The organism is Stenotrophomonas genospecies 5, from assembly GCF_054473825.1.
On sequence record NZ_JBTMUW010000001.1, the window covers coordinates 1,817,179 to 1,840,532 of the forward strand.

The 23,354-nt window shown below is 66.6% G+C and carries 19 protein-coding genes; 12 read left to right on the forward strand and 7 right to left on the reverse strand.

The window, feature by feature from the left end; translation table 11 throughout:
* From ACX9OW_RS08440 to ACX9OW_RS08465, 6 genes are all read left to right on the forward strand, one after another.
* Positions 1–360 carry a GntR family transcriptional regulator gene (locus ACX9OW_RS08440; RefSeq protein WP_053515392.1) on the forward strand — a complete coding sequence of 120 codons (360 nt, stop codon included), beginning with the start codon at positions 1–3 and terminating at the stop codon, positions 358–360.
* Positions 360–1,250 carry an ABC transporter ATP-binding protein gene (locus tag ACX9OW_RS08445; RefSeq protein WP_065176059.1) on the forward strand — a complete coding sequence of 297 codons (891 nt, stop codon included), beginning with the start codon at positions 360–362 and terminating at the stop codon, positions 1,248–1,250. Before ACX9OW_RS08440 ends, ACX9OW_RS08445 begins: the two co-directional genes overlap by 1 nt.
* Positions 1,247–2,272, forward strand: a complete 1,026-nt coding sequence (locus ACX9OW_RS08450) for a hypothetical protein (RefSeq protein WP_193396648.1) — start codon at positions 1,247–1,249, stop codon at positions 2,270–2,272. Before ACX9OW_RS08445 ends, ACX9OW_RS08450 begins: the two co-directional genes overlap by 4 nt.
* A 22-nt stretch (positions 2,273–2,294) precedes the next feature.
* A complete protein-coding gene (locus ACX9OW_RS08455; protein WP_193396647.1) occupies positions 2,295–3,179 on the forward strand; it encodes a DUF4097 family beta strand repeat-containing protein in 885 nt (294 codons plus the stop codon).
* 30 nt (positions 3,180–3,209) lie between these two features.
* Complete coding sequence (locus tag ACX9OW_RS08460; RefSeq protein WP_053515384.1) at positions 3,210–3,821, forward strand: YggN family protein; 612 nt, start codon at positions 3,210–3,212, stop codon at positions 3,819–3,821.
* 89 nt (positions 3,822–3,910) lie between these two features.
* Positions 3,911–4,336: a hypothetical protein gene (locus ACX9OW_RS08465; protein ID WP_053515382.1), complete on the forward strand. Its 426-nt coding sequence runs from the start codon at positions 3,911–3,913 to the stop codon at positions 4,334–4,336.
* A gap of 58 nt (positions 4,337–4,394) precedes the next feature.
* Here ACX9OW_RS08465 and ACX9OW_RS08470 read toward each other — a convergent pair whose 3' ends face one another.
* A complete protein-coding gene (locus tag ACX9OW_RS08470; RefSeq protein ID WP_065182914.1) occupies positions 4,395–5,831 on the reverse strand; it encodes a class II fumarate hydratase in 1,437 nt (478 codons plus the stop codon).
* A 290-nt stretch (positions 5,832–6,121) separates the two neighbouring features.
* Between ACX9OW_RS08470 and purB the strand changes: the two genes are divergently transcribed.
* From purB to lpdA, 6 genes are all read left to right on the forward strand, one after another.
* Positions 6,122–7,489 carry an adenylosuccinate lyase gene (purB, locus tag ACX9OW_RS08475; RefSeq protein ID WP_459062174.1) on the forward strand — a complete coding sequence of 456 codons (1,368 nt, stop codon included), beginning with the start codon at positions 6,122–6,124 and terminating at the stop codon, positions 7,487–7,489.
* A 658-nt stretch (positions 7,490–8,147) separates the two neighbouring features.
* Positions 8,148–9,557 (forward strand): ribosomal protein uL16 3-hydroxylase, encoded by a 1,410-nt coding sequence (locus ACX9OW_RS08480; protein WP_180875574.1) that lies wholly within the window; start codon positions 8,148–8,150, stop codon positions 9,555–9,557.
* 3 nt (positions 9,558–9,560) lie between these two features.
* The gene (locus ACX9OW_RS08485) at positions 9,561–10,463 is read left to right on the forward strand and encodes a GNAT family N-acetyltransferase (protein WP_459062175.1); all 903 of its coding nucleotides are present in this window, start codon (positions 9,561–9,563) and stop codon (positions 10,461–10,463) included.
* Positions 10,464–10,649: 186 nt separating this feature from the next.
* Positions 10,650–13,481 carry a 2-oxoglutarate dehydrogenase E1 component gene (locus tag ACX9OW_RS08490; RefSeq protein WP_053515372.1) on the forward strand — a complete coding sequence of 944 codons (2,832 nt, stop codon included), beginning with the start codon at positions 10,650–10,652 and terminating at the stop codon, positions 13,479–13,481.
* 43 nt (positions 13,482–13,524) lie between these two features.
* A complete protein-coding gene (sucB, locus tag ACX9OW_RS08495) occupies positions 13,525–14,730 on the forward strand; it encodes a dihydrolipoyllysine-residue succinyltransferase (RefSeq protein WP_065175459.1) in 1,206 nt (401 codons plus the stop codon).
* Positions 14,731–14,795: 65 nt separating this feature from the next.
* A complete protein-coding gene (gene lpdA / locus ACX9OW_RS08500; protein ID WP_053515369.1) occupies positions 14,796–16,232 on the forward strand; it encodes a dihydrolipoyl dehydrogenase in 1,437 nt (478 codons plus the stop codon).
* Positions 16,233–16,319: 87 nt separating this feature from the next.
* Here the strand turns inward: lpdA and ACX9OW_RS08505 are convergent, their stop codons facing one another.
* The 6 genes from ACX9OW_RS08505 to ACX9OW_RS08530 form a co-directional block, all read right to left on the reverse strand.
* Positions 16,320–16,577, reverse strand: coding sequence for a hypothetical protein (locus tag ACX9OW_RS08505; RefSeq protein ID WP_065175461.1), 258 nt, complete (start codon positions 16,575–16,577; stop codon positions 16,320–16,322).
* Complete coding sequence (locus tag ACX9OW_RS08510) at positions 16,577–16,795, reverse strand: hypothetical protein (protein WP_053515365.1); 219 nt, start codon at positions 16,793–16,795, stop codon at positions 16,577–16,579. The genes ACX9OW_RS08505 and ACX9OW_RS08510 overlap by 1 nt, the downstream gene beginning before the upstream one ends.
* 118 nt (positions 16,796–16,913) lie before the next feature.
* Positions 16,914–18,503, reverse strand: coding sequence for an alkaline phosphatase D family protein (locus tag ACX9OW_RS08515; RefSeq protein WP_459062176.1), 1,590 nt, complete (start codon positions 18,501–18,503; stop codon positions 16,914–16,916).
* Positions 18,503–20,746 carry a TonB-dependent receptor family protein gene (locus ACX9OW_RS08520; protein WP_459062177.1) on the reverse strand — a complete coding sequence of 748 codons (2,244 nt, stop codon included), beginning with the start codon at positions 20,744–20,746 and terminating at the stop codon, positions 18,503–18,505. The genes ACX9OW_RS08515 and ACX9OW_RS08520 overlap by 1 nt, the downstream gene beginning before the upstream one ends.
* Positions 20,747–20,965: 219 nt before the next feature.
* Entirely contained in the window at positions 20,966–22,390 is a 1,425-nt protein-coding gene (locus ACX9OW_RS08525) for a replicative DNA helicase (protein ID WP_053515359.1), read from the reverse strand.
* Between the two features lie 348 nt (positions 22,391–22,738).
* A complete protein-coding gene (locus ACX9OW_RS08530; RefSeq protein ID WP_053515357.1) occupies positions 22,739–23,299 on the reverse strand; it encodes an NADPH-dependent FMN reductase in 561 nt (186 codons plus the stop codon).
* Positions 23,300–23,354 lie beyond the last annotated feature (55 nt).

Genomic DNA, 23,354 nt, shown 5'->3' on the forward strand with positions numbered 1-23,354 from the left:
ATGAGCGACATCCAGTGGAGCGACGGCGCTCCCATCTACCGCCAGCTGAAGGAGCGCGTGATCGCCATGATGCTCGACGGAATCCTCAAGCCGGGCGATGCCCTGCCTTCGGTGCGCCAGGTGGCCGCCGACTACCAGCTCAACCCCATCACCGTTTCGCGCGCCTACCAGGAACTGGCTGACGAAGGCCTGGTCGAGAAGCGCCGGGGCCTGGGCATGTTCATGACCGAGCAGGCGGCCACGCAGCTGCGCAGCAGCGAGCGCGAGCGCTTCCTCAATGAAGAATGGCCGGCCGTCCTGGAGCGCATCCAGCGCCTGGGGCTGAGCCTCGACGAATTGCTGACCCAGGGGAAAGTCTGATGAATGCCAGCCTCACCAGTACCGCTGCAAGCGACGCGGTCATCACCGCCCGCGGCCTGCGCAAGGCCTACAAGAGCACGGTCGCGCTCGACAATGCCAGCTTCACCATTCCGGCGGGCCGGATCATCGGCCTGATCGGACCCAACGGTGCCGGCAAGACCACCGCGTTGAAGGCCATCCTCGGCCTGACCACGGTGGAAGGCGACCTCAGCGTGCTCGGCCGCGACCCGCGCCTGCATCGGGATGAGCTGATGAAGGACATCTGCTTCATCGCCGACGTCGCGGTGCTGCCCCGCTGGCTGAAGGTGCGCGAGGCCATCGACTTCGTCGCCGGCGTGCATCCGCGCTTCGATCGCGCCCGCTGCGAGCGCTTCCTGGCCAACACCAAGCTGCAGCCGAAGCAGCGCGTGCGCGAACTGTCCAAAGGCATGATCGTGCAGCTGCACCTGGCCCTGGTGATGGCCATCGACGCCCGCGTGCTGGTGCTCGACGAGCCGACCCTGGGCCTGGACATCCTGTACCGCAAGGAGTTCTACCAGCGCCTGCTGGAGGACTACTTCGACGAGCAGAAGACGATCATCGTCACCACCCACCAGGTCGAAGAGATCGAGCACATCCTCAGCGACGTCATGTTCATCCGCGACGGCCGCATCGTGCTCGACGCAGAGATGGACGATGTCGGCCAACGCTACACCGAGCTGCTGGTCAACGCCGAGCAGCTCGATACCGCGCGTGCGCTCAAGCCGATCGACGAGCGCGCCCTGGCCTTCGGCAAGACCGTGCTGCTGTATGACGGCGTGCCGCGTGACCAGCTCACCTCCCTCGGCGAGACCCGCAGCCCGGGCCTGGCTGATCTGTTCGTCGCTGTCATGAAGGGGACCTACGCATGAACGCCGTCAATCATCCCGTCGGCCCCGCCGGCACGCTGCGCTGGCTGCTCAAGCGTGAATACTGGGAGAACCGTGGCGGGTTCCTCTATGCGCCGCTGATTGCCGGCGTGGTCTCGCTGCTGATGAGCGGTGTGGGCATCGCCTTCGGCCTGTTCGCCCTGCATCGGGCTGCGCGTGACGGCAATCTGCACATCGATGGCGAGGACGTGAACATCAACGGCCTGGATCTGGCGCTGCTGACCCGCAACATCAGTGCCAAGGACATGGCCGACCTGGGCAACGGCCTCGACCTGACCCTGGTGCTCAGTTCGGCCTGGCCATTCCTGGTGCTGGCGTTCGTGATGTTCTTCTACTGCCTTGGCGCGCTGTATGACGACCGCCGCGACCGCAGCATCCTGTTCTGGAAATCACTGCCACTGTCCGATACCCAGACCGTGCTTTCCAAGGCGATCAGCGCGCTGGTGATCGCCCCGCTGATCGCAGTGGTCGCCGGCATCCTGACCATGTTCGGCTTCCTCGCCATCATCAGCCTGGTGGCCGCGCTGCACGGTGGCAGCCCGATGAACCTGATCTGGGGACCGGCCAGCCCGCTGACCCTGGCCGCCGGCCACCTGTCCTGGATTCCGGTCTACGTCCTGTGGGCACTGCCGACCGCCGGCTGGCTGCTGCTGTGCTCGGCCTGGGCCAAGTCCAAGCCGTTCCTGTGGGCGGTGATGCTGCCGCTGTTCGCCGGGATCATCGTCTCCACCACCAAGGTCATGACCCTGTTCGGGCTCACCAGCGGCTGGTTCTGGCAGAACGTCGTCGGTCGCCTGCTGCTCAGTGGCGTGCCCGGCATGGACCTGATCTACCGCACCGGCCTGCAGGACTCGCGTGCGGACCTGGAATCGGTCACCGCGCTGATGGGCCCGGTCGCGCAGCTGAAGTCGCTGGCGATGCCGGGACTGTGGATCGGCGCTGCGTTCGGCGCGCTTTTCATCTTCCTTGCCATCCGCCTGCGCCGCCGCGCCGGCGAAATCTGACCCCTTACCGGAGCCACCACCCATGCGTTCCCTGCTCGCCTGTACCGCGTTGTTGCTGATGCCGCTGTCGGCCCTGGCCGCCGATGCACCCAACTGCAAGTTCACCGCTGCACGCACGTTGAAGCTGGACGCGGCCGGTGCCAAGGCGGTGGTGTTCGAGGTGAACCAGTTCGATCTGAAGGTGACCGCCCGCAGTGGAGGCGGTCAGCTCGACGGCCGTGCCTGCGCGTCCAGCCAGGATCTGCTGGACCAGCTGGTGCTGGACCAGCGCCGGGAAGGCGACAAGCTGGTGGTCAGCCTGCGCCGCGCAAGCCGTGCCGGCCTGAACCTGGGCAACTTCTACGCCTGGCTGGACATCCGCGGCAGCGTGCCGGACAACCTGCCGCTGCAGTTCAAGGTCGGCTCCGGCGATGCCAGCATCGACAACGCGCAGTCACTGAGCGTGGATGTCGGCTCCGGCGACGCCGTTGCGCGCGGCACCCGCGGCACCATCCATGCCTCCGTCGGCTCCGGCGACCTGGAGATCGACGGTGGCAGCGCACTGAACCTGCTGTCGCTCGGCTCGGGTGACGTCAAGGCGCGCAACATCGGGGGCGACGCGATCGTCGGCACGGTCGGCTCCGGCGACCTCACGATCAGCGACGTGCGTGGCAACGCACGCCTGGACACGGTCGGATCGGGCGACGTCGACTTCAAGCGCGTGCAGGGCAGCGTCCAGATCGGCGTGGTGGGCTCGGGGGGCATCGACTTGGGTGACATCGGCGGCGATGTGCACGTGCGCAGCCATGGCTCCGGCGACATCGACGTCGATGGCGTGCGCGGCAACCTGACCGTCGATCACAGCGGCAGCGGCGACGTCGTGCACCGCAACGTCAGCGGCAGGGTCACCCTGCCCCGCAACAAGTAAATCCCAACCCACCGATTCGAGGGGAATGCCATGAACCTGATGCGCCTGCTGCCTGCCACCCTGCTGTGCCTGCCGCTGATCGCCTGCGGTGGCACGTCTTCCGCGCCCGACACCAGTGTCGGCAAGAGCGTCGCCGAAACCTCCAGCGGCGTTGGCAGAAAAGTCCAGGAAGCCATGGATGAGGCCCGCAGGGAGATCACTGAGGGCAACATCAAGATCTCCGCCGACAATCAGCCGCGCGCGGAGATCACGCCGGATGGACATCTGCTGATCGGCGGCAAGGATGTGCCGACCAACGACGCGCAGCGCCGCCAGCTGCTGGAGTACCGCGGTCACGTGGTCGCCATCGCGACGGACGGGATGAATGTCGGCCTGGCCGGTGCCAAGCTCGGTGCCAGCGCTGCCGGTGAAGCGCTCAAGGGTATCTTCAGCGGTGACAGCGAAGGCGTGGAGAAGCGGATCAACGCCGAGGCCGCCAAGATCGAAGCGCAGGCCAAGCGCATCTGCGACCGCCTGCCGGCGATGCTGGCCAGCCAGCAGGCGCTTGCCCGCGAACTGCCGGCCTTCAAGCCCTACGCCAGCATGGACCAGAGCGACGTCGACGACTGCGGGAAGGACAGCTCGGTCACCTTCTCCAACTGAGACACTTCAGCGCAGCCGGCCGGCAGCGGGTCCCCGCTGCCGCCACCGGGCTTACAATGGGCACCCCGGATGCCCCCGATCGAATCGTCATGAAGAAGCTGTTTCTGCTGCTGGCTGCCCTGTTCTGCCTGGGCCTGGCCGGCTGCGACCAGGATTACCGCAACCACCGCGCAGAGCGTGGCAAGCCCAAGATCTCCGTCAGCGAAGGCATGGTGACCGTGCGCCGTCCACCGGCACCGAACATCATCATCCTGGCCGACGGCACGATGAAGATGGACGAGATCCAGATTCCGCTGGACGATGCGCAGAAACAGATGCTGCAGACGATGTTCGGCAAGCTGCAGGTACTGCGCCAGAACACGCTGGTGGCCGCCCCGGCCGATCCGAACATGCAGCCGGTGAAGATCCAGCCGCCGGAGGGCATGGACGTCATTCCAGGCGACCTGATCCAGCGCATCCCCGAGTTCAAGGACTACACCGAGACCTTCGGCAACATCGTCGCCGACCGTCGCTGAACGCAAACGCCGCCCGAGGGCGGCGTTTCTCATTGGCCCGGCAAGCCTGCTCGGCAGATCAACCGCCGCCACCGCCTCCCGCATGGATGCCGCCAGCGGTCAGCGCCGTCGGATCCAGCAGGCGCCGCAGTTCCGCTTCGCCCAGGCCGCTGTCCTCCAGCGCCACCTCCAGCACCGGCCGCTGTTCCTTGTAGGCGCGCTTGGCGATTGCCGCGGCCTTCTCATAGCCGATGATCGGGTTCAGCGCAGTGACCAGGATCGGGTTGCGCGCCAGCGCCTCCGCCACGCGATCCTCGCGCACCTTCAGGCCTGCGATGGCGCTGTCGGCCAGCAGCGTCGACACGTTGGCCAGCAGGCCGATGCCTTCGAGCAGGTTCACCGCGATCAGCGGCAGGGTCACATTGAGCTGGAAATTGCCGGTCTGCCCGGCCACCGTGATCGCCGTGTGGTGACCGATCACCTGCGCGCAGGCCATCACCGTCGCCTCCGGAATCACCGGATTGACCTTGCCCGGCATGATCGAGCTGCCCGGCTGCAGGGCCGGCAGTTCGATCTCGCCCAGCCCCGCCAGCGGCCCGGCATTCATCCAGCGCAGATCGTTGGCGATCTTGATCAGCGCCACCGCCAGCGCATTGAGCTGGCCGGACAGCTCCACCGCATCGTCCTGCGCGGCCAGGCCTTCAAACTTGTTGTCGGCACTGTCGAACTTGAAACCCGAGTGCTGCTTGAGGGCCTTGGCCACCTGAGCGCCGAAACGCGGATCGGCATTGATGCCGGTACCGATGGCGGTGCCGCCCAGCGGCAGCCGGCGGACGCGCTTGAGGCTGTCCTCGATGCGCGCCTGTGCCGATGCCAGCTGTGCCGACCAGGCACCGAACTCCTGCTCGAAGGTCAGCGGCATGGCGTCCATCAGGTGGGTACGGCCGGTCTTGACCACCTTGCGCAGGCTGCGGCCCTTCCTGTCGATGGTCCTGCGCAGATGCGCCAGCGCGGGCAGCAGCTGTTCGTGCGCCGCCAGCACCGCCGAGACGCGCAGCGCGGTCGGGATCACGTCATTGGAGCTCTGCCCCTGGTTGACGTGGTCGTTGGGATGGACCGTGGTCTTGCCGGCCTTGCCGGCGCGGTTGGCCAGGGTCGCGATGACCTCGTTGGCATTCATGTTCGAGGACGTACCCGAACCGGTCTGGTAGACATCGATGGGGAAATGCGCGTCCCAGTCGCCCGCCGCCACTTCCGCGGCGGCGGCCTGGATCGCCTTGGCCACGTTCCTGGGCAGGTGGCCCAGTTCGGCGTTGACGCCGGCAGCGGCGCCCTTGACCAGACCCAGCGCACGGATGAACCCGCGCGGCATGCGCTGGCCGGACACCGGGAAATTCTGCACGGCGCGCTGGGTCTGCGCGCCCCACAGGGCGTCGGCAGGCACCTGCAGCTCGCCCATGCTGTCGTGTTCGATCCGGAACGCCCGGGAGGCACCCTTGCTTGCAGCTTTGCTCATTGCATCGACTCCGCACTACTTCAGTTGGGGAAAGGGAAGCGGCGGCTGGCAGGGTGTCGCTTCCCGGGCTGGCGGCGGTAATCACGATACTCTCTTGCCCGTTGCATGGCATGACGGAAGCGGGCCGGATCGTTTCATCTGCGGCACCGTTGCCCATCGGGAGCGGCGGGCCCGGCCGGGCGAGGACAGCGCGCAGCCTCCCTGCGCCCGGCGTGGCCCGGTGCTGCCAAGCATGCGAAGGCCACGCGTCGTAGAATATCGGCCCCGCCGCTCGCTCCCGCCCTGCCGACATGTCCGATTCCGCCCTGCTCGCCCTGTCCCCGCTCGATGGCCGCTACGCCGGCAAGGTCGATGCCCTGCGCCCGATCTTCTCCGAGTACGGTCTGATCAAGGCCCGCGTCACGGTCGAGGTGGAGTGGCTGCTGGCGTTGGCCGCCGAGCCGGGCATCGTCGAGCTTGCAGCGTTCTCCGAAGCCGCCACCGCCCGTCTGCGCGCACTGGCCAGCGGTTTCAGCCCCGCCCATGCCGCCCGGGTGAAGGAGATCGAGCGCACCACCAACCATGACGTCAAGGCGGTGGAGTACTTCATCAAGGAGCAGCTGAAGGACGACGCCGAGCTGGCGCCGGCACTGGAGTTCGTGCATTTCGCCTGCACCAGCGAGGACATCAACAACCTCAGCTACGGCCTGATGCTCGAGCAGGCGCGCCGCGAGGTGCTGCTGCCGACGCTCGACGGCATCGCCGCCACCCTGCGTGTCCTGGCCCACGCCCAGGCCGCGCAGCCGATGCTGTCGCGTACGCACGGCCAGACCGCTTCGCCGACCACCCTGGGCAAGGAGCTGGCGAACGTGGTGGCGCGCCTGGAGCGTCAGCGCCGCCAGATCGCCGCGGTCGAGCTGACCGGCAAGATCAACGGTGCGGTCGGCAACTACAACGCGCACGTCGCCAGCTACCCGGACGTGGACTGGCCGACCTTCGCCGAACGCTTCGTGACCGGGCTTGGCCTGGTGTTCAACCCGTACACCACGCAGATCGAGCCGCACGACAACGTCGCCGAAATCGGCGATGCCGCCCGCCGCGCCAACATCATCCTGATCGACCTGGCCCGCGACATCTGGGGCTACATCTCGCTGGGCTACTTCAAGCAGCGCCTGAAGGAAGGCGAAGTCGGCTCGTCGACCATGCCGCACAAGGTCAACCCGATCGATTTCGAAAATGCCGAAGGCAACTTCGGCATCGCCAACGCGCTGTTCGAGCATTTCAGCGCGAAGCTGCCGATCAGCCGCTGGCAGCGCGACCTGACCGACTCCACCGTGTTGCGGGCGCTGGGTACCGCCTTCGGCCACAGCCAGGTGGCGCTGGACTCGCTGGCCAAGGGACTGGGCAAGCTGGAGGTGAATCCGCAGCGCCTGGATGCCGACCTGGATGCGGCGTGGGAAGTGCTGGCCGAAGCGGTGCAGACGGTGATGCGCCGTCACGGCCTGCCGAACCCGTACGAGCAACTGAAGGCACTGACCCGCGGCCAGGGCATCACCGCCGAGTCGATGCGGGCGTTCGTACAGGGGCTGGAGCTGCCGGCGGATGCGAAGCAGCGGCTGCTGGAGATGACCCCGGGCAGCTATACCGGTCTGGCCGAGGCGCTGGCGAAGAAGATCTGAGGGGTTTTCTCTGCGGCGGCGGCCGCGGCGCTGCCTGCGGCAGGCAACGGCAACGTCAAAGGCGGCTCTGGGTTTCTGCCGTGTTTGGCGGGGCGGATTGGGTTCGCGGGGGACGCCGTGAACCCATCCCTGGGGGCTTGGCCGCGGCATCCATGCCGCGGACACCCCCGCGAACCCAACCCGCCCCACCTCTGACAGCTTCCCGGTGACGGATCGAAGAGCATTTGTTGTCGGGACGGAATGTGAAGGAGGGACGCGGCTTTGCCGCGTCCCTCTTTGTTTTTGGGATTCTGCAGGGCCGGGCAAGCGCAGCGCGCGACCCGCTGTTGCCCTTGATTTTCTTCTTCCATTCCGTGGCGGACCCCGCAGGAAACTGTCAGGGGCCGGGCGGGTGGGCTGCGCGGGGGTGTCCGCCGCATGGATGCGGCGGCCAAGCTTACAGGGACGTACTTGCAGCGTCCCCCGCGCAGCCCACCCGCCCGGCCAGGCACGGCTTTCTGCCTTCACGCGACCAAGCACCCGCCACGAGGGGCTCCGCCGTTGGCCGGACACCCCGCGACAAACCACCGCACGTGCGCAATCCCAACGAACGTCGGACAATGGACGCCTTGGCGGCACGCCGCGCCGCCCTCCCGCTTTCCGCTGCAAGGATTCCCCCATGGCCGCCCGCAAGTCCTCCGCCCCGCTCATCGAAGTCACCGCCCGTCCCGGCCAGCCGCTGGGCATGTCCCCGGCCGTGTTCCTGCGCGATTTCTGGCAGAAGCGTCCGCTGCTGATCCGCAACGCCTTCGCTGATTTCCAGTCTCCGGTGCAGCCGGAAGACCTGGCCGGGCTGGCCTGCGAAGAAGGCGTGCTGGCACGCCTGATCGAGCACGACAAGCGCCAGGACGGCTGGCGCGTACGTACCGGCCCGTTCCAGGAAGACGTATTCCCCGCCCTGCCCGACCACGACTGGACCCTGCTGGTGCAGGACGTGGACAAGTGGGACCCGGACGTGCGCGCGCTGATCGAGCACTTCCGCTTCCTCCCGCGCTGGCGCATGGACGACGTCATGATCAGCTTCGCCGCCACCGGCGGCTCGGTCGGTGCCCACGTCGACCAGTACGACGTGTTCCTGCTGCAGGCCCAGGGCCATCGTCGCTGGCAGATCGACGCCAGCGAGTCGATCAAGGGCCGGCGCCCGCCGCTGGGGTTCCGTCCGGACGTGGAACTGAAGCTGCTGGAGGTGTTCAAGCCCACCCACGACTGGGTGCTGGCGCCGGGCGACATGCTGTACCTGCCGCCGAACGTACCGCACCATGGCGTCGCCGAAGACCCCTGCCTGACGTTCTCCTTCGGCATGCGCGCGCCGTCCTCGGCCGAACTCATCAGTGACTACCTGGACACCCTGATCGCCGATGCCGACGAGAACATCCGCTACCAGGACCCCGACCTGAAGCTGCCGGCCGATCCGAACGAGATCGACACGGTGGCGATGGCACGGGTGATCACCGCCCTCAACGCCATCCGCATGAACGACCCGGACAAGCTGGGCGACTGGTTCGGCCGCTTCATCACCACCTACCGCGCCGCCGGCGAAGTGATGGCCCACCAGGCCGCGCCGGAACAGGAAGAGGTGGTCGCCGCCCTGCAGTCCGGCCTTCTGCTGCAACGCCACCCCTGGGCCCGCCTGGCCTGGCGCCGGGCCAAGCGGGGCGCCAGCCTGTACGTCAGCGGCCAGGACTTCGCGCTGCCGGTGAAGGATGCGCAGCGCCTGGCCGGTGCCGAGCAGCTCGACGCGGCCGCCTATCGCGGACTGTCGGACAAGGGCCGCGCGGTGGTCCAGCAGCTGCTGGTCGGCGGCGTGTTCCAGCTGATCGACCCCAGCGAGCTGTATGGCGCCGACGACGAGGGCGAGGATGAAGGCGTCCTCGGTGAGGTGGTCGAAGGCCGCGACCAGGTGGAGGTGATCGATGACGACGCCGTGTCCGACGATGTCCACGTGGTGACCGTGCATGACGATGGCATCGAGGTCATCGTCAACTTCGAAGACGACGAAGAAGACGACAGCGACGCCGGTCGCGCCTGAGTCATGCCCTCGATCCGCGTCCATCAGGTAGGTCATGCCGATGCGCATGGCGCCATCCACGCTGTGCGCCAGCAGGTGTTCGTGCGGGAACAGGGCATTGCCAGCGACCTGGAGCGCGACGCGATGGACCCGGTCAGTGCCCACGTACTGGCGCTGGATGCCGACGGCACGCCGGTCGGCACTGGCCGGCTCACACCTGATGGCCGCGTCGGCCGCATGGCGGTGCTGGCGAGCCACCGCAGCCAGGGCATCGGTGAAGCCCTGCTCGAGGCCCTGGTCGAGGCCGGCCATGGCCTCGGCCTGGCCGAGCTGCATCTGCACGCACAGCTGCCCGCCCGCGACTTCTACGCGCGGCAGGGCTTCCTGCCTGAGGGCGAGGTCTTCGAGGAGGCCGGCCTGGGGCACCAGCAGATGCGCCGCCGGCTGGACGCGGCCAGCGCGATCAACAGCCACGCCGAGGCCGTGGCCGCCACCACCGCCCTCCTCCACCGTGCCCGTCGCCAGGTATGGCTGCACAGCCACCTGCTGGACCCGGGCCTGCTCGATGCCGGCCCGGTACAGGCCGCCCTGCGCCGCTTCGCCAGTGCCCGCCACGACAAGCAGCTGCGGGTGATCGTGCATGACGCGGCAGCCATTGGCCGTGCCGGCGCGCCGCTGCTGGCGATGGCACAGCGGCTGCCCAGCGTGATCCTGTTCCGCGAGGTGGCCGATCCGGTCGACCGGGCACTGGCGTCCGCCTGCCTGATCAATGACAGGGGCGACTTCTACTTTCGTCTGATCGGCCATCGCCTCGACGGCGAGGCCGGCATCGCGCTGCCGGCACGTTCGCGGCAGTTCGAGCAGCAATTGCAGCGCGTCTGGGACCGTTCGCGCGATTGCAGCGAACTCCGCGCGCTTGGCCTCTGAGCGCGACGGTCGGGTTCAACCTGTCTGGAAGCGGCACCGGGGGACGCACGATGGCCTCCGCGATGCCCCTTCGTGTCCGGATGGGGGTACAATTTGGCTGTTTGAACGCGCCTGCGCAGGGCTATTCATCTTCCTGCCGGGTCCTTCTTAAGCCATACCCCACAAAGCGAATCAACACCCTCCATCGTGGACAATCTACTGAAGCAGTTTGCGCAATCTTCGCAACTCGCCGGCGGCAACGCCTCCTATGTCGAGGACCTGTACGAGCAGTACCTCGTCTCCCCGGACAGTGTCGATCCCAAATGGAAGACCTACTTCGACGGCTTCAAGGGCCGCGAAGCAGGTGACATTCCGCACTCGGCCGTCATTTCCCACATCGCGGACGCGGCCAAGGATGCGCTGAAGGCCGGCACCGGCGCAGGTGCGGGCGACGAGCGTGAGCGCAATGTCGGTCGTCTGATCACCGCCTACCGCTCGCGCGGCCACCTGGACGCCCGCCTGGACCCGCTGGGCCTGGCTGCGCCGGTCAATACGCCGGACCTGGGCCTGCCGTTCCACAGCCTGTCCGATGCCGACCTCAACAGCGAGTTCAGCACCGGTGGCGTCGGCGGCCAGCCGCGCATGAAGCTGCGCGATCTGCTGGCGCGCCTTAAGGCGACCTACACCGGTTCGATCGGTGCGGAGTTCATGCACATCGCCGAGGTCGAGCAGCGCCAGTGGATCTACAAGAAGCTGGAACTGGCCGGCGGCAACTACCAGCTGGACGCTGACACCCAGCGCCGCACCCTGGAGCGCCTGACCGCGGCCGAAGGCCTGGAGCGCTACCTGCACACCAAGTACGTCGGCCAGAAGCGCTTCTCGCTGGAAGGCGGCGATGCGCTGATCCCGATGATGGACACCATCATCCGCAGCGCCGGCAAGGACGGCGTCAAGGACGTGGTGATCGGCATGGCCCACCGCGGCCGCCTGAACGTGCTGGTCAACACCCTGGGCAAGAACCCGCGCAAGCTGTTCGACGAGTTCGAAGGCAAGTTCGAGCACGACGAGCACGCCTCGGCCGGCGACGTGAAGTACCACATGGGCTTCTCCGCCGACGTGGCCACCGAGGGTGGCCCGGTCCACCTGGCGCTGGCGTTCAACCCGTCGCACCTTGAAATCGCCGACCCGGTCGTGGCCGGTTCCGTGCGTTCGCGCCAGGAGCGCCGCAAGGACACCGCCCGCAAGCAGGTCATGCCGATCCTGATCCACGGCGACGCGGCCTTCTCCGGCCAGGGCGTGGTCATGGAACTGTTCCAGATGTCGCAGGCCCGCGGCTTCGCCGTCGGCGGCACCGTGCACATCGTGGTCAACAACCAGGTCGGCTTCACCACCTCCAATCCGCTGGATACGCGCTCCACGCGCTATGCCACCGACGTGGCGAAGATGATTGCCGCACCGGTGCTGCACGTGAACGGCGATGATCCGGAAGCGGTCGTGTTCGCCGCGCAGCTGGCCTTCGAATTCCGCCAGAAGTTCGCCAAGGACGTGGTCATCGACCTGATGTGCTACCGCCGTTGGGGCCACAACGAGGCCGACGAGCCGGCGATCACCCAGCCGCTGATGTACCAGGTGATCCGCAAGCACCCGACCACCCGCGAGATGTATGCCGAGCAGTTGGAAAAGGCGGGCGTGATCGCCGCCGGCGCCGGCAAGGCGATGGTCGATGCCTACCGCGAGAAGCTGGACGCCGGCGAAGTGACCACCGAACTGGCCAAGGTCGAGAAGACTCCGCCGAGCAGCCCGCTGTTCGTTGATTGGCCGAAGCTGCTGGAAGGCAAGCTGTCCGACCCGGTCTCGACCAAGGTCGAGAAGAACAAGCTGGTCGAGCTGGCCAAGCTGATCAACACCATCCCGGACGAAGTGCAGCTGCACTCGCGCGTGGCCAAGGTCTACGACGACCGCCGCAAGATGGCCGCTGGCGAGATTCCGGGCGACTGGGGCTTTGCCGAAAACCTGGCCTACGCCACCCTGCTGGACGAAGGCCATGCACTGCGCCTGGTCGGCCAGGACGTCGGCCGCGGTACGTTCACGCACCGCCACGCGATCCTGCACGATCAGAAGACCGACAACTACTACATGCCGCTGCGGCAGCTGGTGGATTCGCCGGAGAAGGCCACCGTCATCGATTCGCTGCTGAGCGAAGAAGCGGTGATGGCCTACGAGTACGGCTTCTCCACCACCGATCCGAACACGCTGTGCATCTGGGAAGGCCAGTTCGGCGACTTCGCCAACGGCGCCCAGGTGGTGATCGATCAGTTCATCGCCGCCGGTGAAGCCAAGTGGGGCCGCATTTCCGGCCTGACCCTGCTGCTGCCGCATGGCTATGAAGGGCAAGGCCCGGAACACAGCTCGGCGCGCCTGGAGCGCTTCCTGCAGCTGTGCGCGCTGGAGAACATGCTGGTGGTCGTGCCGTCGACCCCTGCCCAGGCCTTCCACATGCTGCGTCGCCAGCTGCACATGACCACCCGCAAGCCGCTGGTGGTGATGTCGCCGAAGTCGCTGCTGCGCCACAAGCTGGCGGTGTCGACCCTGGATGAGCTGGCCAACGGCGAGTTCCAGCACCTGATCGGCGATGCCAATGCCGACGCCAAGAAGGTCAAGCGCGTGGTGCTGTGCTCGGGCAAGGTCTACTACGACCTGCTGGAAGACCAGACCAAGCGTGGCCAGGACGACGTGGCGATCATCCGCGTGGAGCAGCTGTATCCGTTCCCGCGTGCGCTGCTGGCTGCCGAACTGAAGAAGTATGGCAAGGCCACCGACGTGGTGTGGACGCAGGAAGAACCGCAGAACCAGGGCGCGTGGTACCAGATCCGCCACCACCTGCAGTTCTGCCTGGCCGAGGGCCAGAACCTGCATTACGCCGGTCGCGCACGTTCGGCGTCGCCGGCTGCCGGTCACATGGCTGACCATGTCCGCGAGCAGCAGCAGCTGATTGCCGACGCACTGGTCAACCCGTTCAACGACCAGGTCGCTGAATAACTCTCCTCCCCCTTATTTAGAAGACAAACCAGGAAGCTCCCGCATGGCCACCGAAGTCAAAGCCCCGGTACTGCCCGAATCCGTCGCCGACGGCACCATCGCCACCTGGCACAAGAAGGTGGGCGACGCCGTCAAGCGCGACGAAAACCTGCTTGACCTGGAAACCGACAAGGTCGTCCTGGAAGTGCCGTCGCCGGTCGATGGCGTGCTGAAGGAGATCAAGTTCGACGTGGGCGCCACCGTGACCTCCAGCCAGGTCGTGGCGATCATCGAGGAAGGCGCCGTGGCGGCTGCCCCGGCTCCGGCCGCTGAAGAGAAGAAGGCCGATGCCCCGGCTCCGGCCGCAGCCGCTGCTCCGGCTCCCGCCGCGGCTCCGGCCCCGGCAGCCAAGTCGGCCGCCGATGCGCTGCCGCCGGGTGCCCGCTTCACCGCCATCACCGAGGGCGTGAACCCGGCCGACGTGGACGGCACCGGCCGTCGCGGCGCGGTGACCAAGGAAGACATCGTCAACTTCGCCCGCAACGGCGGCGCCGGCAAGGCCGGTGGCGCACGTCCGGAAGAACGCGTGCCGATGACCCGCATCCGCAAGCGCATCGCCGAACGCCTGATGGAGTCCAAGAACTCCACCGCCATGCTGACCACCTTCAACGAAGTCGACCTGTCCAAGGTGTCGGCCGCGCGCAAGGAACTGCAGGACGAGTTCGTCAAGGCCCACGGCATCAAGCTGGGCTTCATGAGCTTCTTCGTGAAGGCCGCCGCCAACGCGCTGCAGCGCTTCCCGCTGGTCAACGCGTCGATCGATGGTGACGACATCATCTACCACGGCTACTCGGACATCTCCATCGCCGTGTCGACCGAGAAGGGCCTGGTGACCCCGGTGCTGCGCAACGTCGAGCGCATGTCGTTCGCTGACATCGAGAAGACCATCGCCGACTACGCCAAGAAGGCCCGTGACGGCAAGCTGAGCCTGGAAGAACTGCAGGGCGGCACCTTCACCGTGACCAACGGCGGCACCTTCGGCTCGCTGCTGTCCACGCCGATCATCAACCCGCCGCAGAGCGCCATCCTGGGCATGCACGCCATCAAGGAGCGTCCGATCGCCCAGAACGGCCAGGTCGTGATCGCGCCGATGATGTACCTGGCGCTGTCCTACGACCACCGCATCATCGACGGCAAGGACTCGGTGCAGTTCCTGGTGGACATCAAGAACCAGCTGGAAAACCCGGGCCGCATGCTGTTCGGCCTGTAAGACCTCCCGCCCTCTTCCGCGCCCGCGCGGAAGGGGGTTCCGGTAAAGCATCAAGGACTAATTCAATGGCTGAACAATTCGACGTCGTCGTCATCGGTGCGGGCCCGGCCGGTTACCACGCTGCCATCCGCGCGGCCCAGCTGGGCCTGAAGACCGCCTGCATCGACGCAGCGCTGGGCAAGGATGGCAAGCCGGCGCTGGGCGGCACCTGCCTGCGCGTGGGCTGCATCCCGTCCAAGGCGCTGCTGGATTCCTCGCGCCAGTTCTGGAACATGAGCCACATCTTTGGCGACCACGGCATCAGCTTCAAGGACGCCAAGATGGACGTCGAGGCGATGGTTGGCCGCAAGGACAAGATCGTCAAGCAGTTCACCGGCGGCATCGCCATGCTGTTCAAGGCCAACAAGGTCGCCACCTACTACGGCTTCGGCGAACTGCAGCCGGGCAACGTGGTCAAGGTGAAGCAGCACGACGGCTCGGAAGTCGAGCTGAAGGGCACCAACGTCATCATCGCCGCCGGTTCGGATTCGATCGAACTGCCGTTCGCCAAGTTCGACGGCGAGACCATCGTCGACAACGTCGGCGGCCTGGACTTCACCGAAGTGCCGAACCGCCTGGCGGTGATCGGCGCCGGCGTGATCGGTCTGGAGCTGGGCAGCGTGTGGAAGCGCCTGGGCGCTGAAGTCACCATCCTCGAGGCGCTGCCGGAGTTCCTGGCCGTCGCCGACGCCGAAGTCGCCAAGACCGCGGCCAAGGAATTCAAGAAGCAGGGCCTGGACATCCGCCTGGGCGCCAAGGTCTCCAAGACCGAGATCACTGGCAAGGGCAAGAAGAAGGAAGTCGTTGTCACCTACACCGACAGCGAAGGCGAGAAGACCCTGACCGTGGACAAGCTGCTGGTGGCCGTCGGCCGTCGCGCTGCCACCAAGGGCCTGCTGGCCGAAGGCACCGGCGTGAAGGTCAACGAGCGTGGCCAGATCGAAGTTGATGCGCATTGCCACACCGGCGTCGATGGCGTCTGGGCGGTGGGCGACTGCGTGCGCGGCCCGATGCTGGCGCACAAGGGCTTCGAGGAAGGCATCGCCGTGGCCGAACTGATCGCCGGCCTGCCGGGCCACGTCAACTTCGACACGATTCCGTGGGTCATCTACACCGAGCCGGAACTGGCCTGGGTGGGCAAGACCGAAGCACAGCTGAAGGCCGAAGGCATCCCGTACAAGGCCGGCAGCTTCCCGTTCGCCGCCAACGGCCGTGCCGTGGCAATGATCGAGCCGGCAGGTTTCGTGAAGATCCTGGCGCATGCCGAGACCGATCGCATCCTCGGCATGCACCTGGTCGGCGCCAACGTGTCCGAGCTGGTGCACGAAGGCGTGCTGACCATGGAGTTCAGTGGTTCGGCCGATGATCTGGCCCGTATCTGCCACGCCCACCCGTCGCTGTCGGAAGTGGTCCACGACGCGGCGATGGCGGTCAGCAAGCGCGCCATCCACAAGGCCAATTGATCGGCCCGGTGGCATGACAGGAAAACCCCGCCTCGGCGGGGTTTTTTTGTTTGGCCTTCTGATGTGGAGCCGAGCATGGGCCCGGCGCTACACCTTTCCAGCAGGCGGCTCCGGTGCATCGTCACAGATGCGATGCTGCACCACGGTTTCACCCACCTTCCATTCCTTCACCACCCTGCAGCGTTCCTTGGGCCTGTCAGGCTTGGCGAGCTTGGCCGCCGCAGCATCCGCTTCGTCGGCAGCGGCGGTCTGCTGGCGTTCCAGCCAGGCGGACGGTGGTGTCGCGGGCGTGGCAGGGGCCGGCGCCGCGAGCGCCAATACCAGTACCGCGATGGCCGGCGTCATCACGCAGCCACCGGACCGCGGCCGCCACCCAGCAGGCGTGCCGGCAGCATGAACAGCGCGCGCAGGAACGCGAACAGCGCCGAGAACGTGATGCCGACCAGGCGGAACGGCAGGCTCAGCAGCCACACGAACGGCCAGGCGATCAGGGCAAGGATCGCCAACGGCCAGCACAGCACGAACAGCAGGCACCACACGCCCAGCGCGAACAGGGTCTTCATCACGGTCTCCTTGCAGCGGCCCCTTGCCGCCTGCGACCACAGTGCCGCCCTGCCCCGGAGGGAGCAAACGGTTTGCGACGAAACCCGGCAGGGCGCGACGAAACCCGGAACGCAGCCGCTATACCTGCACCGCCCCCGGGCGGCCGTGGGCGACCTGGAAACGCGCGGCGGTCCGCACCGCGGCATCGGTACGCAGCACGCTGTCGGCCAAGCGCAGTTCCGCATCCACGGCCTGCCGGTTGAGCTGCAGCCTCCACCAGCCACGGCGGTCGCCGTCGAAATAGCGGATGTGCGGATTCAGGGGAATCGACGGTCCGTAGTAAGGGCCATACGGTGTGTCGTCTCCGCCACTGCTGATGGCGGGGGCGATGAACTCGGTGGCCACCACGGGAGCATCGGCCGCATCGAAGTCCAGCTTCAGATCGTTGACGAACGTGGAATGCCAGTCGCCTCCCAGCACGATCGCATTGCCCTGCCCGCCTGCCTGCAGCGCCTGCAGCAACCGGTTGCGCGCGGCAGGATACCCATCCCAGGCATCGTTCCAGAACCGCTCGCGCGGGGTGCCGCCGTCCAGCCGCAGCTGCGCCATCAGCAGCTGCTGCACCACCACATTCCAGCGCGTGCCCCGCGCGGCCGCCATCGACTGCGCGAACCACGCCTCCTGGCCGGACCCGAGCATGCTCATGCGCGGGTCCAGTGCCGCCTCGCAGCGCGGTGACTCGCCCACGCCGCAGGGGTTGGCCGGACGGAACTGGCGGCAATCGAGCAGGCTCAGCTGCGCGAGGTCGCCGTAGCGCAGGCGCCGGTGCACCCGCAGGCCACCATTGCCGGCCGGAGCGCTGCGCATGGGCAGGTGCTCGTAGAAGGCGCGATAGGCAGCGGCCCGCCGGACGATGAAGTCCTCCACCGGCACGCTGTCCTTTTCAGGATGGACGCCGGAATAGTCGTTCTGCACCTCATGGTCATCCCAGATCACCGCAAAGGCGTGCGCGGCGTGCGCTGCCTGCAGGTCCGGATCGAGCTTGTACAGCGCGTACTGGTCGCGATAACGCTGCAGACTGACGGTCTCGCCGCTGAATCGCTCCGCATCCAGTGTGCGGCCGCGTGCGTTCTGCAGTGGACTGTACTCGTACAGATAGTCGCCGGCATGCAGCACCAGGTCGACATCGCTCCGCGCGATATCACGCAGTACCGGGTAGTAGCCGCTGTTCCAGGCCTGGCAGGTGCACAGGGCCAGGCGCAGCTGCTTCAGCTGCGCGTCCGGCAGCGGCGCGGTGCGGAAGTGGCCGACCGTGCTTTCCTCATCACCGTCGCAGGCAAAACGGTAGTAATAGTCACGGCCGGGACGAAGGCCATTGATCTCCACGTGCACCGAATGCGCCAGCTCGGGCACCGCTGCGGCGACGCCACGCTGCACCGGACGGCGCATGCCGGGATCTTCAGCCACGAACCAGCGCACCGGCACCGCCCGCGGCGGCATGCCACCGCCGTTGAGCGGATCGGGGGCGAGCCGTGTCCACAGCACCGCCCCCTGCGGATCCGGATCGCCGGCGGCGACGCCGAGGGTGAACGGATCGCGGCCCAGACGTGGCCGTGGGCCTGCCGTGGCCAGCCCCGGCATCGCCGCCAGTGCGATCGCCGCCCCCGTGCCCTGCCACGCCATGCGCAGCAGGCGGCGACGGTGCTCCGGATCCAAGGGCCGCTGCATCAGAAGCGCACGGTCGCCGTCGCCATCACCTGCCGCGGCGCACCCACCTGCATGGTCGCCAGGCTGCGCGTGGGATCTGCGGCATAGGTGCCGTTGGTGTTGATCGAAGACAGGTAACGCTTGTCCGCCAGGTTGGTCAGGTTCACTGCCACTGTCAGGTTCTGCGCGGGCCCCAGGGAGCCGAAATCGTAAGCCACCGAGGCGTTGACCAGCCAGTAACTGGGAACCGACAGGTCATTGGTATAGGTCACGTAACGCTTGCCGACATGGTTGGCGGACAGGCGCATGTCCCACGGGCCCGGCGTCCAGGCCAGGGTGCTGGCGAACATCCATTCCGGCGTATCCACGGTCTTCCTGCCGCGGGTCGGTACCACCTCGTTGTTGACGTAGTCGTCGTCGTAGGTGCTGTCGTTCCACGACAGCGCGTTGGACCAGGTCACGTTCTGCACCGGCTTCAGCTGCAGGGTCGCCTCGGCACCGCGGCTGGTCACCGAACCGACGTTGGAGAACAACGCAGGGCAGCCGAGGATGCCCACGCACTGGGCGATGGCAAGCAGGCGGTTGTCGAACTTCACGTCGTACACCGCGACCGACGCCTCATACCCCTGCCCGTAGCCGCGCCAGCCCAGTTCGATCGTGCGCGACTGCTCCGGCTTGAGGTTGCGTGCACTGGCGTCGAAGGCCTGCTGCGGCACGTTGAACGGACTGCCCACGCCCAGCGCATAGGCGGCGATGTTCCTGGCGAACGAACCGAAGATTTCATTGCCTTCGTTGAGCTTGAAATTGAAGCCGGCCTGCGGCAGCAGTCCCTTGCTGGAGGTCAGGCTGCTGTTGTTGGCATAGCTGCCCAGCGGCGTGCGGACGCGGGTGCGGGTGTGCGGCGACTTCGCGCCGATGTCCACCGTCAGGCGGTCGTCGAACAGGCGGAAGCGGTCCTGCACATAGAACTGGCGGGTGATGGTGGTGTAGAGCTGGCGCCACACGCGCTGGTCCGGATTGCGCAGGAAGAAGTCGTCGGTGATCGGGCCATCGATGTAGTAGAAGTTGCGCTGCACGCTGTGCCCGTTGTCCTCGTACCACAGGCCGGCTTCCAGCTCGTGCCCGCCGACGTTCCAGGTGAACGCGGAGGTCACGCCTGTACGGTCGATCGCGTACTCGGTGGTGCGGATCGAGATCGGGATCTCGCGCGCGGTGCCCGGATTGGAAGGATTGGACGGACTGAACCAGTGGCCCTGCCCGCGATTGCTGTGATTGTAGACATTGACCTTCAGGCGCATCGCTTCGTTGAGGCCGAAGTCGCCGGCGACGCTGGAGATATCGTCGTTGCGCAGGCCATGACCGGAGTAGTACGCATCCCAGGGGCTGTTGACGCCGCCACTGAACTGCCCGCGTGCCGCGGCCAGCGCGCGGTCCCAGTCCGGCGCGTAGTTGTCCCAGTTCCAGCCCAGGCGGTCGATCATCTCCAGCGACAGATCCTGGTAGTCCGCCTCGACGCGGCGTGATGCGTTGAACAGCGCGGTGATCCTGCTGTCCACGCCGAAGTTGTAAACGGCCTTGCCGTTGAACTGCTTGAGCTCCTGCGAGCCCTTCCCCTTCCACTTGTCGCCTTCGGAGTACACGCCGGACAGGTACGCGGCAAACCCTTGGTGCTCGCCGGTCTCCAGGCGGGCATAGCTGCGCCGCGCGTTGTCGCTGCCGAAGCCCTGCGCCAGCACCACGCCGTACTCGGTGGAAGGATCGATCGAATAGAACTGGAACACGCCCCCCAGGTTGCTGGTGGACGGCGTCCCCAGCGCGCCGATGCCGGTGGAGACTTCCGCACCGCCCAGGTTCTCGCTGATGACCGCGCGGCTGACATGCAGGCCATTGCTGTTGCCGTAGCTCATGTTGCCCAGCGGAATGCCGTCCAGCGTGTAGCCAAGCCGGTTCTGGTTGAAGCCGCGCAGGCTGATGCTGGTCGACCACTCGTAGGCACCGGTGGCGTCACCCGACTCGAAATGCACGCCCGGCTTGCTGGCCAGCAGCTTGAGCGGATTCGCGCCCGGCGGCAGCACCTTCATGTCCTCGGCGGTGACACGCTGCACCTGGCGCGCTTCGCCGCGGCCGATCACCGAGATCGAATCGAGGGTGGTCGCCGACTGTGTATCGGAGGTGGGGGCGGTTTCAGCGGCCGCCAGCGACGGCAGCGAGGCACAGACCAGCAGAGCCAGCAGATTGCGGCGGAGCGGAGCGTGGGACGGCATGGGAGGCGGATTCCTTGGACGCGCTGGACGCCAGCGACGGGCGTCGGAAGTGGGAGGACAGCGGCGGCATGGTAGGAAGGCCCAGTTACATGTCAGTTACACGTCATGTGACCATCGCCCGGCAAGGTACGCGCCTTGCGCGCGCACCAACGCAAAGAGCCGGGCACGCGCCCGGCTCTTGCAGAACAGAAGGAGATCGCCGGCCCGCGGCCGGCAGCCCTACTCGAACGAACCGACCGAATCGTGGGCCAGATTGTCGAAACGCGTGTACTCGCCGAAGAACTTCAGTTTGCACGAACCGGTCGGGCCGCCACGGTGCTTGCCGATGATGATTTCGGCCAGGCCCTTGTCCGGTGAGTTTTCCTTGTTGTAGTAGTCGTCGCGGTAGATGAACACGATCATGTCCGCGTCCTGCTCGATGGCGCCCGATTCGCGCAGGTCAGCCATCACCGGGCGCTTGTCGGTACGCGTTTCCAGCGAGCGGTTGAGCTGGGAAAGTGCGATCACCGGCACGTTCAGCTCCTTGGCCAGGCCCTTCAGCGAACGCGAGATCTCCGAGATTTCTGTCGCGCGGTTCTCGCTGTTGCCGGGCACGCTCATCAGCTGCAGGTAATCGATCACGATCAGGCCCAGGTCGTGCTCGCGCTTGAGGCGGCGGCACTTCGAGCGCAGCACTTCCGGCGATACGCCCGGCGTGTCGTCGATGAAGATCTTGGTTTCCTTCAGCATCTTGATCGCGCTGGTGACGCGGCTCCAGTCCTCGTCTTCCAGCTGGCCGGTACGCAGGCGCTGCGCGTTGATCCGGCCATTGGAGGAGATCAGTCGCATCGCCAGCTGTGATGCGGACATTTCCATCGAGAACACCGCCACGCCCTTCTTCGACTTGATCGCCGCATACTCGGCGATGTTCAGCGCGAAGGTGGTCTTGCCCATCGCCGGGCGCGCGGCCAGGATGATCAGGTCGGTCGGCTGCAGGCCGGCCGTCATCGCGTCGAAATCGTTGTAGCCGGTTGGCAGGCCGGTGATGTTGCCGCCGTTCTCGAAGCGGTTGCGCAGTTCCTCGAAGGCATCCTTCAGCGCGCCGGGCATGGCGACGAAATCCGTACGCCCGCGTGCGCCCTGCTCGGCAATGGCGAACACGCTCTTTTCCGCCGACGCCAGCAGCTCGCTGCTGTCGCGGCCTTCCGGCTGGAAACCATCGTTGACGATGTCGGTACCGACCTGGATCAGCTGCCGCAGCACCGCCTTGTCACGTACGATCTCGGCGTAGGCCGCGATGTTCGCCGCCGACGGCGTGGTGCTGGCCAGTTCGATCAGATAAGCGCCATCCCCTACCAGCTCCAGCTTGCCCTGCGATTCGAACCATTCGCCCAGCGTCACCGCATCGAAGGGTCGGTCACGCTCGGACAGCTCTCGGATCGCGCGGTAGATCATCTGATGATCGCGGCGATAGAAGTCGGTCTCGGTCAGCTGGTCGTTGACCCGGTCGAACGCTTCGGGTGCCAGCATCAGGCCACCCAGCACCGCCTGCTCGGCCTCCACCGAATGCGGTGGCACCCGCAGCTGGTCGATGCGCGAATCATCGCGTTCGAAGCCATCACCGCGGTCTCTGCGGTTGGAACGGAAGCCGGGACGGGCGGACATGCGGCGGTGTTTCCTGCAAAAGTGGGGCCAGACGAGTGTAGGCATGCGCCGACCCTGGCGGCCATGGACAAGCCTGTGGATAAGCCGTGGAAGAACGGGGGATATCCGCCGGAGCCTGGCCAGAATGGCGCGGAGGCGTCGCACTGCCTGCGACGGGCGCCCGTGCGACGCCCGAGTGCGTCATTATCGCAGATCAGCCGGCCAGGGTCGGATTCCGTGCAGCGTACGGGCTCTGGCCCGCTCAGCTGCAAGTGGGGTCAGAGCCCGCCGCTGCGCGCCGGGATCCGACCCCGGATGTGGCTGGGGTCGGATCCCTCTGCAACGCAGAGGGCTCTGACCCCATACGTCTCAATCGCCCTTCACGTGCACCGCGATCAGCGCCAGGAACCGGTCCACATACCCCTGCAGGAATTCCCGCGTGGCGTCGTTGTGGATCGTACCGTCGGCGTCGATCAGGCCGTCCTTGAAATGAATGAACGCCTCCGGCTGGCCGAGCACATGCATGTCGAGGAAGGCCAGGCTGTTGCGCAGGTGCTGCTGGGCCACCGCGGTGCCGATCTGGCCGATGGACGCACCGATCACCGCAGCGGGCTTGCCTGCGAATGCGCTGTCGCCATAGGGGCGCGAGCCGATGTCGATGGCGTTCTTCAGCACGCCCGGCACCGAACGGTTGTATTCGGGTGTCACGAACAGCACGGCGTCGGCGGCACGCACCTGCTCCTTCAGGCGGACACACGATGGCGGGTAATCGGCGTCGAAATCCTGGTCATACAGGGGAAGGTCGCGGATCTGCACGTACTGGAACCGGGCCCGGTCGCCGGCAAGCTTTTCAAGTGCATGGGCCAGCCGGCGGTTGCATGACTCCCGGCGCAGGCTTCCGACGAACACGGCGATGGTGGGTACGGACATCGGACGGACTCCTCATGGTGCGGGAAACCCATCCTATTCACCGTCCCCTTTCCAG

Bases quoted from the DNA above. Each gene is read 5' to 3' on its own strand.
- ACX9OW_RS08510 (WP_053515365.1), bottom strand. From the start codon at position 16,795: ATGAAGACCCTGTTCGCGCTGGGCGTGTGGTGCCTGCTGTTCGTGCTG.
- lpdA (WP_053515369.1), top strand. From the start codon at position 14,796: ATGGCTGAACAATTCGACGTCGTCGTCATCGGTGCGGGCCCGGCCGGT.
- ACX9OW_RS08445 (WP_065176059.1), top strand. From the start codon at position 360: ATGAATGCCAGCCTCACCAGTACCGCTGCAAGCGACGCGGTCATCACC.
- purB (WP_459062174.1), top strand. From the start codon at position 6,122: ATGTCCGATTCCGCCCTGCTCGCCCTGTCCCCGCTCGATGGCCGCTAC.
- ACX9OW_RS08460 (WP_053515384.1), top strand. From the start codon at position 3,210: ATGAACCTGATGCGCCTGCTGCCTGCCACCCTGCTGTGCCTGCCGCTG.
- ACX9OW_RS08525 (WP_053515359.1), bottom strand. From the start codon at position 22,390: ATGTCCGCCCGTCCCGGCTTCCGTTCCAACCGCAGAGACCGCGGTGAT.
- ACX9OW_RS08470 (WP_065182914.1), bottom strand. From the start codon at position 5,831: ATGAGCAAAGCTGCAAGCAAGGGTGCCTCCCGGGCGTTCCGGATCGAA.
- ACX9OW_RS08465 (WP_053515382.1), top strand. From the start codon at position 3,911: ATGAAGAAGCTGTTTCTGCTGCTGGCTGCCCTGTTCTGCCTGGGCCTG.
- ACX9OW_RS08455 (WP_193396647.1), top strand. From the start codon at position 2,295: ATGCGTTCCCTGCTCGCCTGTACCGCGTTGTTGCTGATGCCGCTGTCG.
- ACX9OW_RS08505 (WP_065175461.1), bottom strand. From the start codon at position 16,577: ATGACGCCGGCCATCGCGGTACTGGTATTGGCGCTCGCGGCGCCGGCC.
- ACX9OW_RS08485 (WP_459062175.1), top strand. From the start codon at position 9,561: ATGCCCTCGATCCGCGTCCATCAGGTAGGTCATGCCGATGCGCATGGC.
- ACX9OW_RS08480 (WP_180875574.1), top strand. From the start codon at position 8,148: ATGGCCGCCCGCAAGTCCTCCGCCCCGCTCATCGAAGTCACCGCCCGT.
- sucB (WP_065175459.1), top strand. From the start codon at position 13,525: ATGGCCACCGAAGTCAAAGCCCCGGTACTGCCCGAATCCGTCGCCGAC.
- ACX9OW_RS08440 (WP_053515392.1), top strand. From the start codon at position 1: ATGAGCGACATCCAGTGGAGCGACGGCGCTCCCATCTACCGCCAGCTG.
- ACX9OW_RS08515 (WP_459062176.1), bottom strand. From the start codon at position 18,503: ATGCAGCGGCCCTTGGATCCGGAGCACCGTCGCCGCCTGCTGCGCATG.
- ACX9OW_RS08520 (WP_459062177.1), bottom strand. From the start codon at position 20,746: ATGCCGTCCCACGCTCCGCTCCGCCGCAATCTGCTGGCTCTGCTGGTC.
- ACX9OW_RS08450 (WP_193396648.1), top strand. From the start codon at position 1,247: ATGAACGCCGTCAATCATCCCGTCGGCCCCGCCGGCACGCTGCGCTGG.
- ACX9OW_RS08530 (WP_053515357.1), bottom strand. From the start codon at position 23,299: ATGTCCGTACCCACCATCGCCGTGTTCGTCGGAAGCCTGCGCCGGGAG.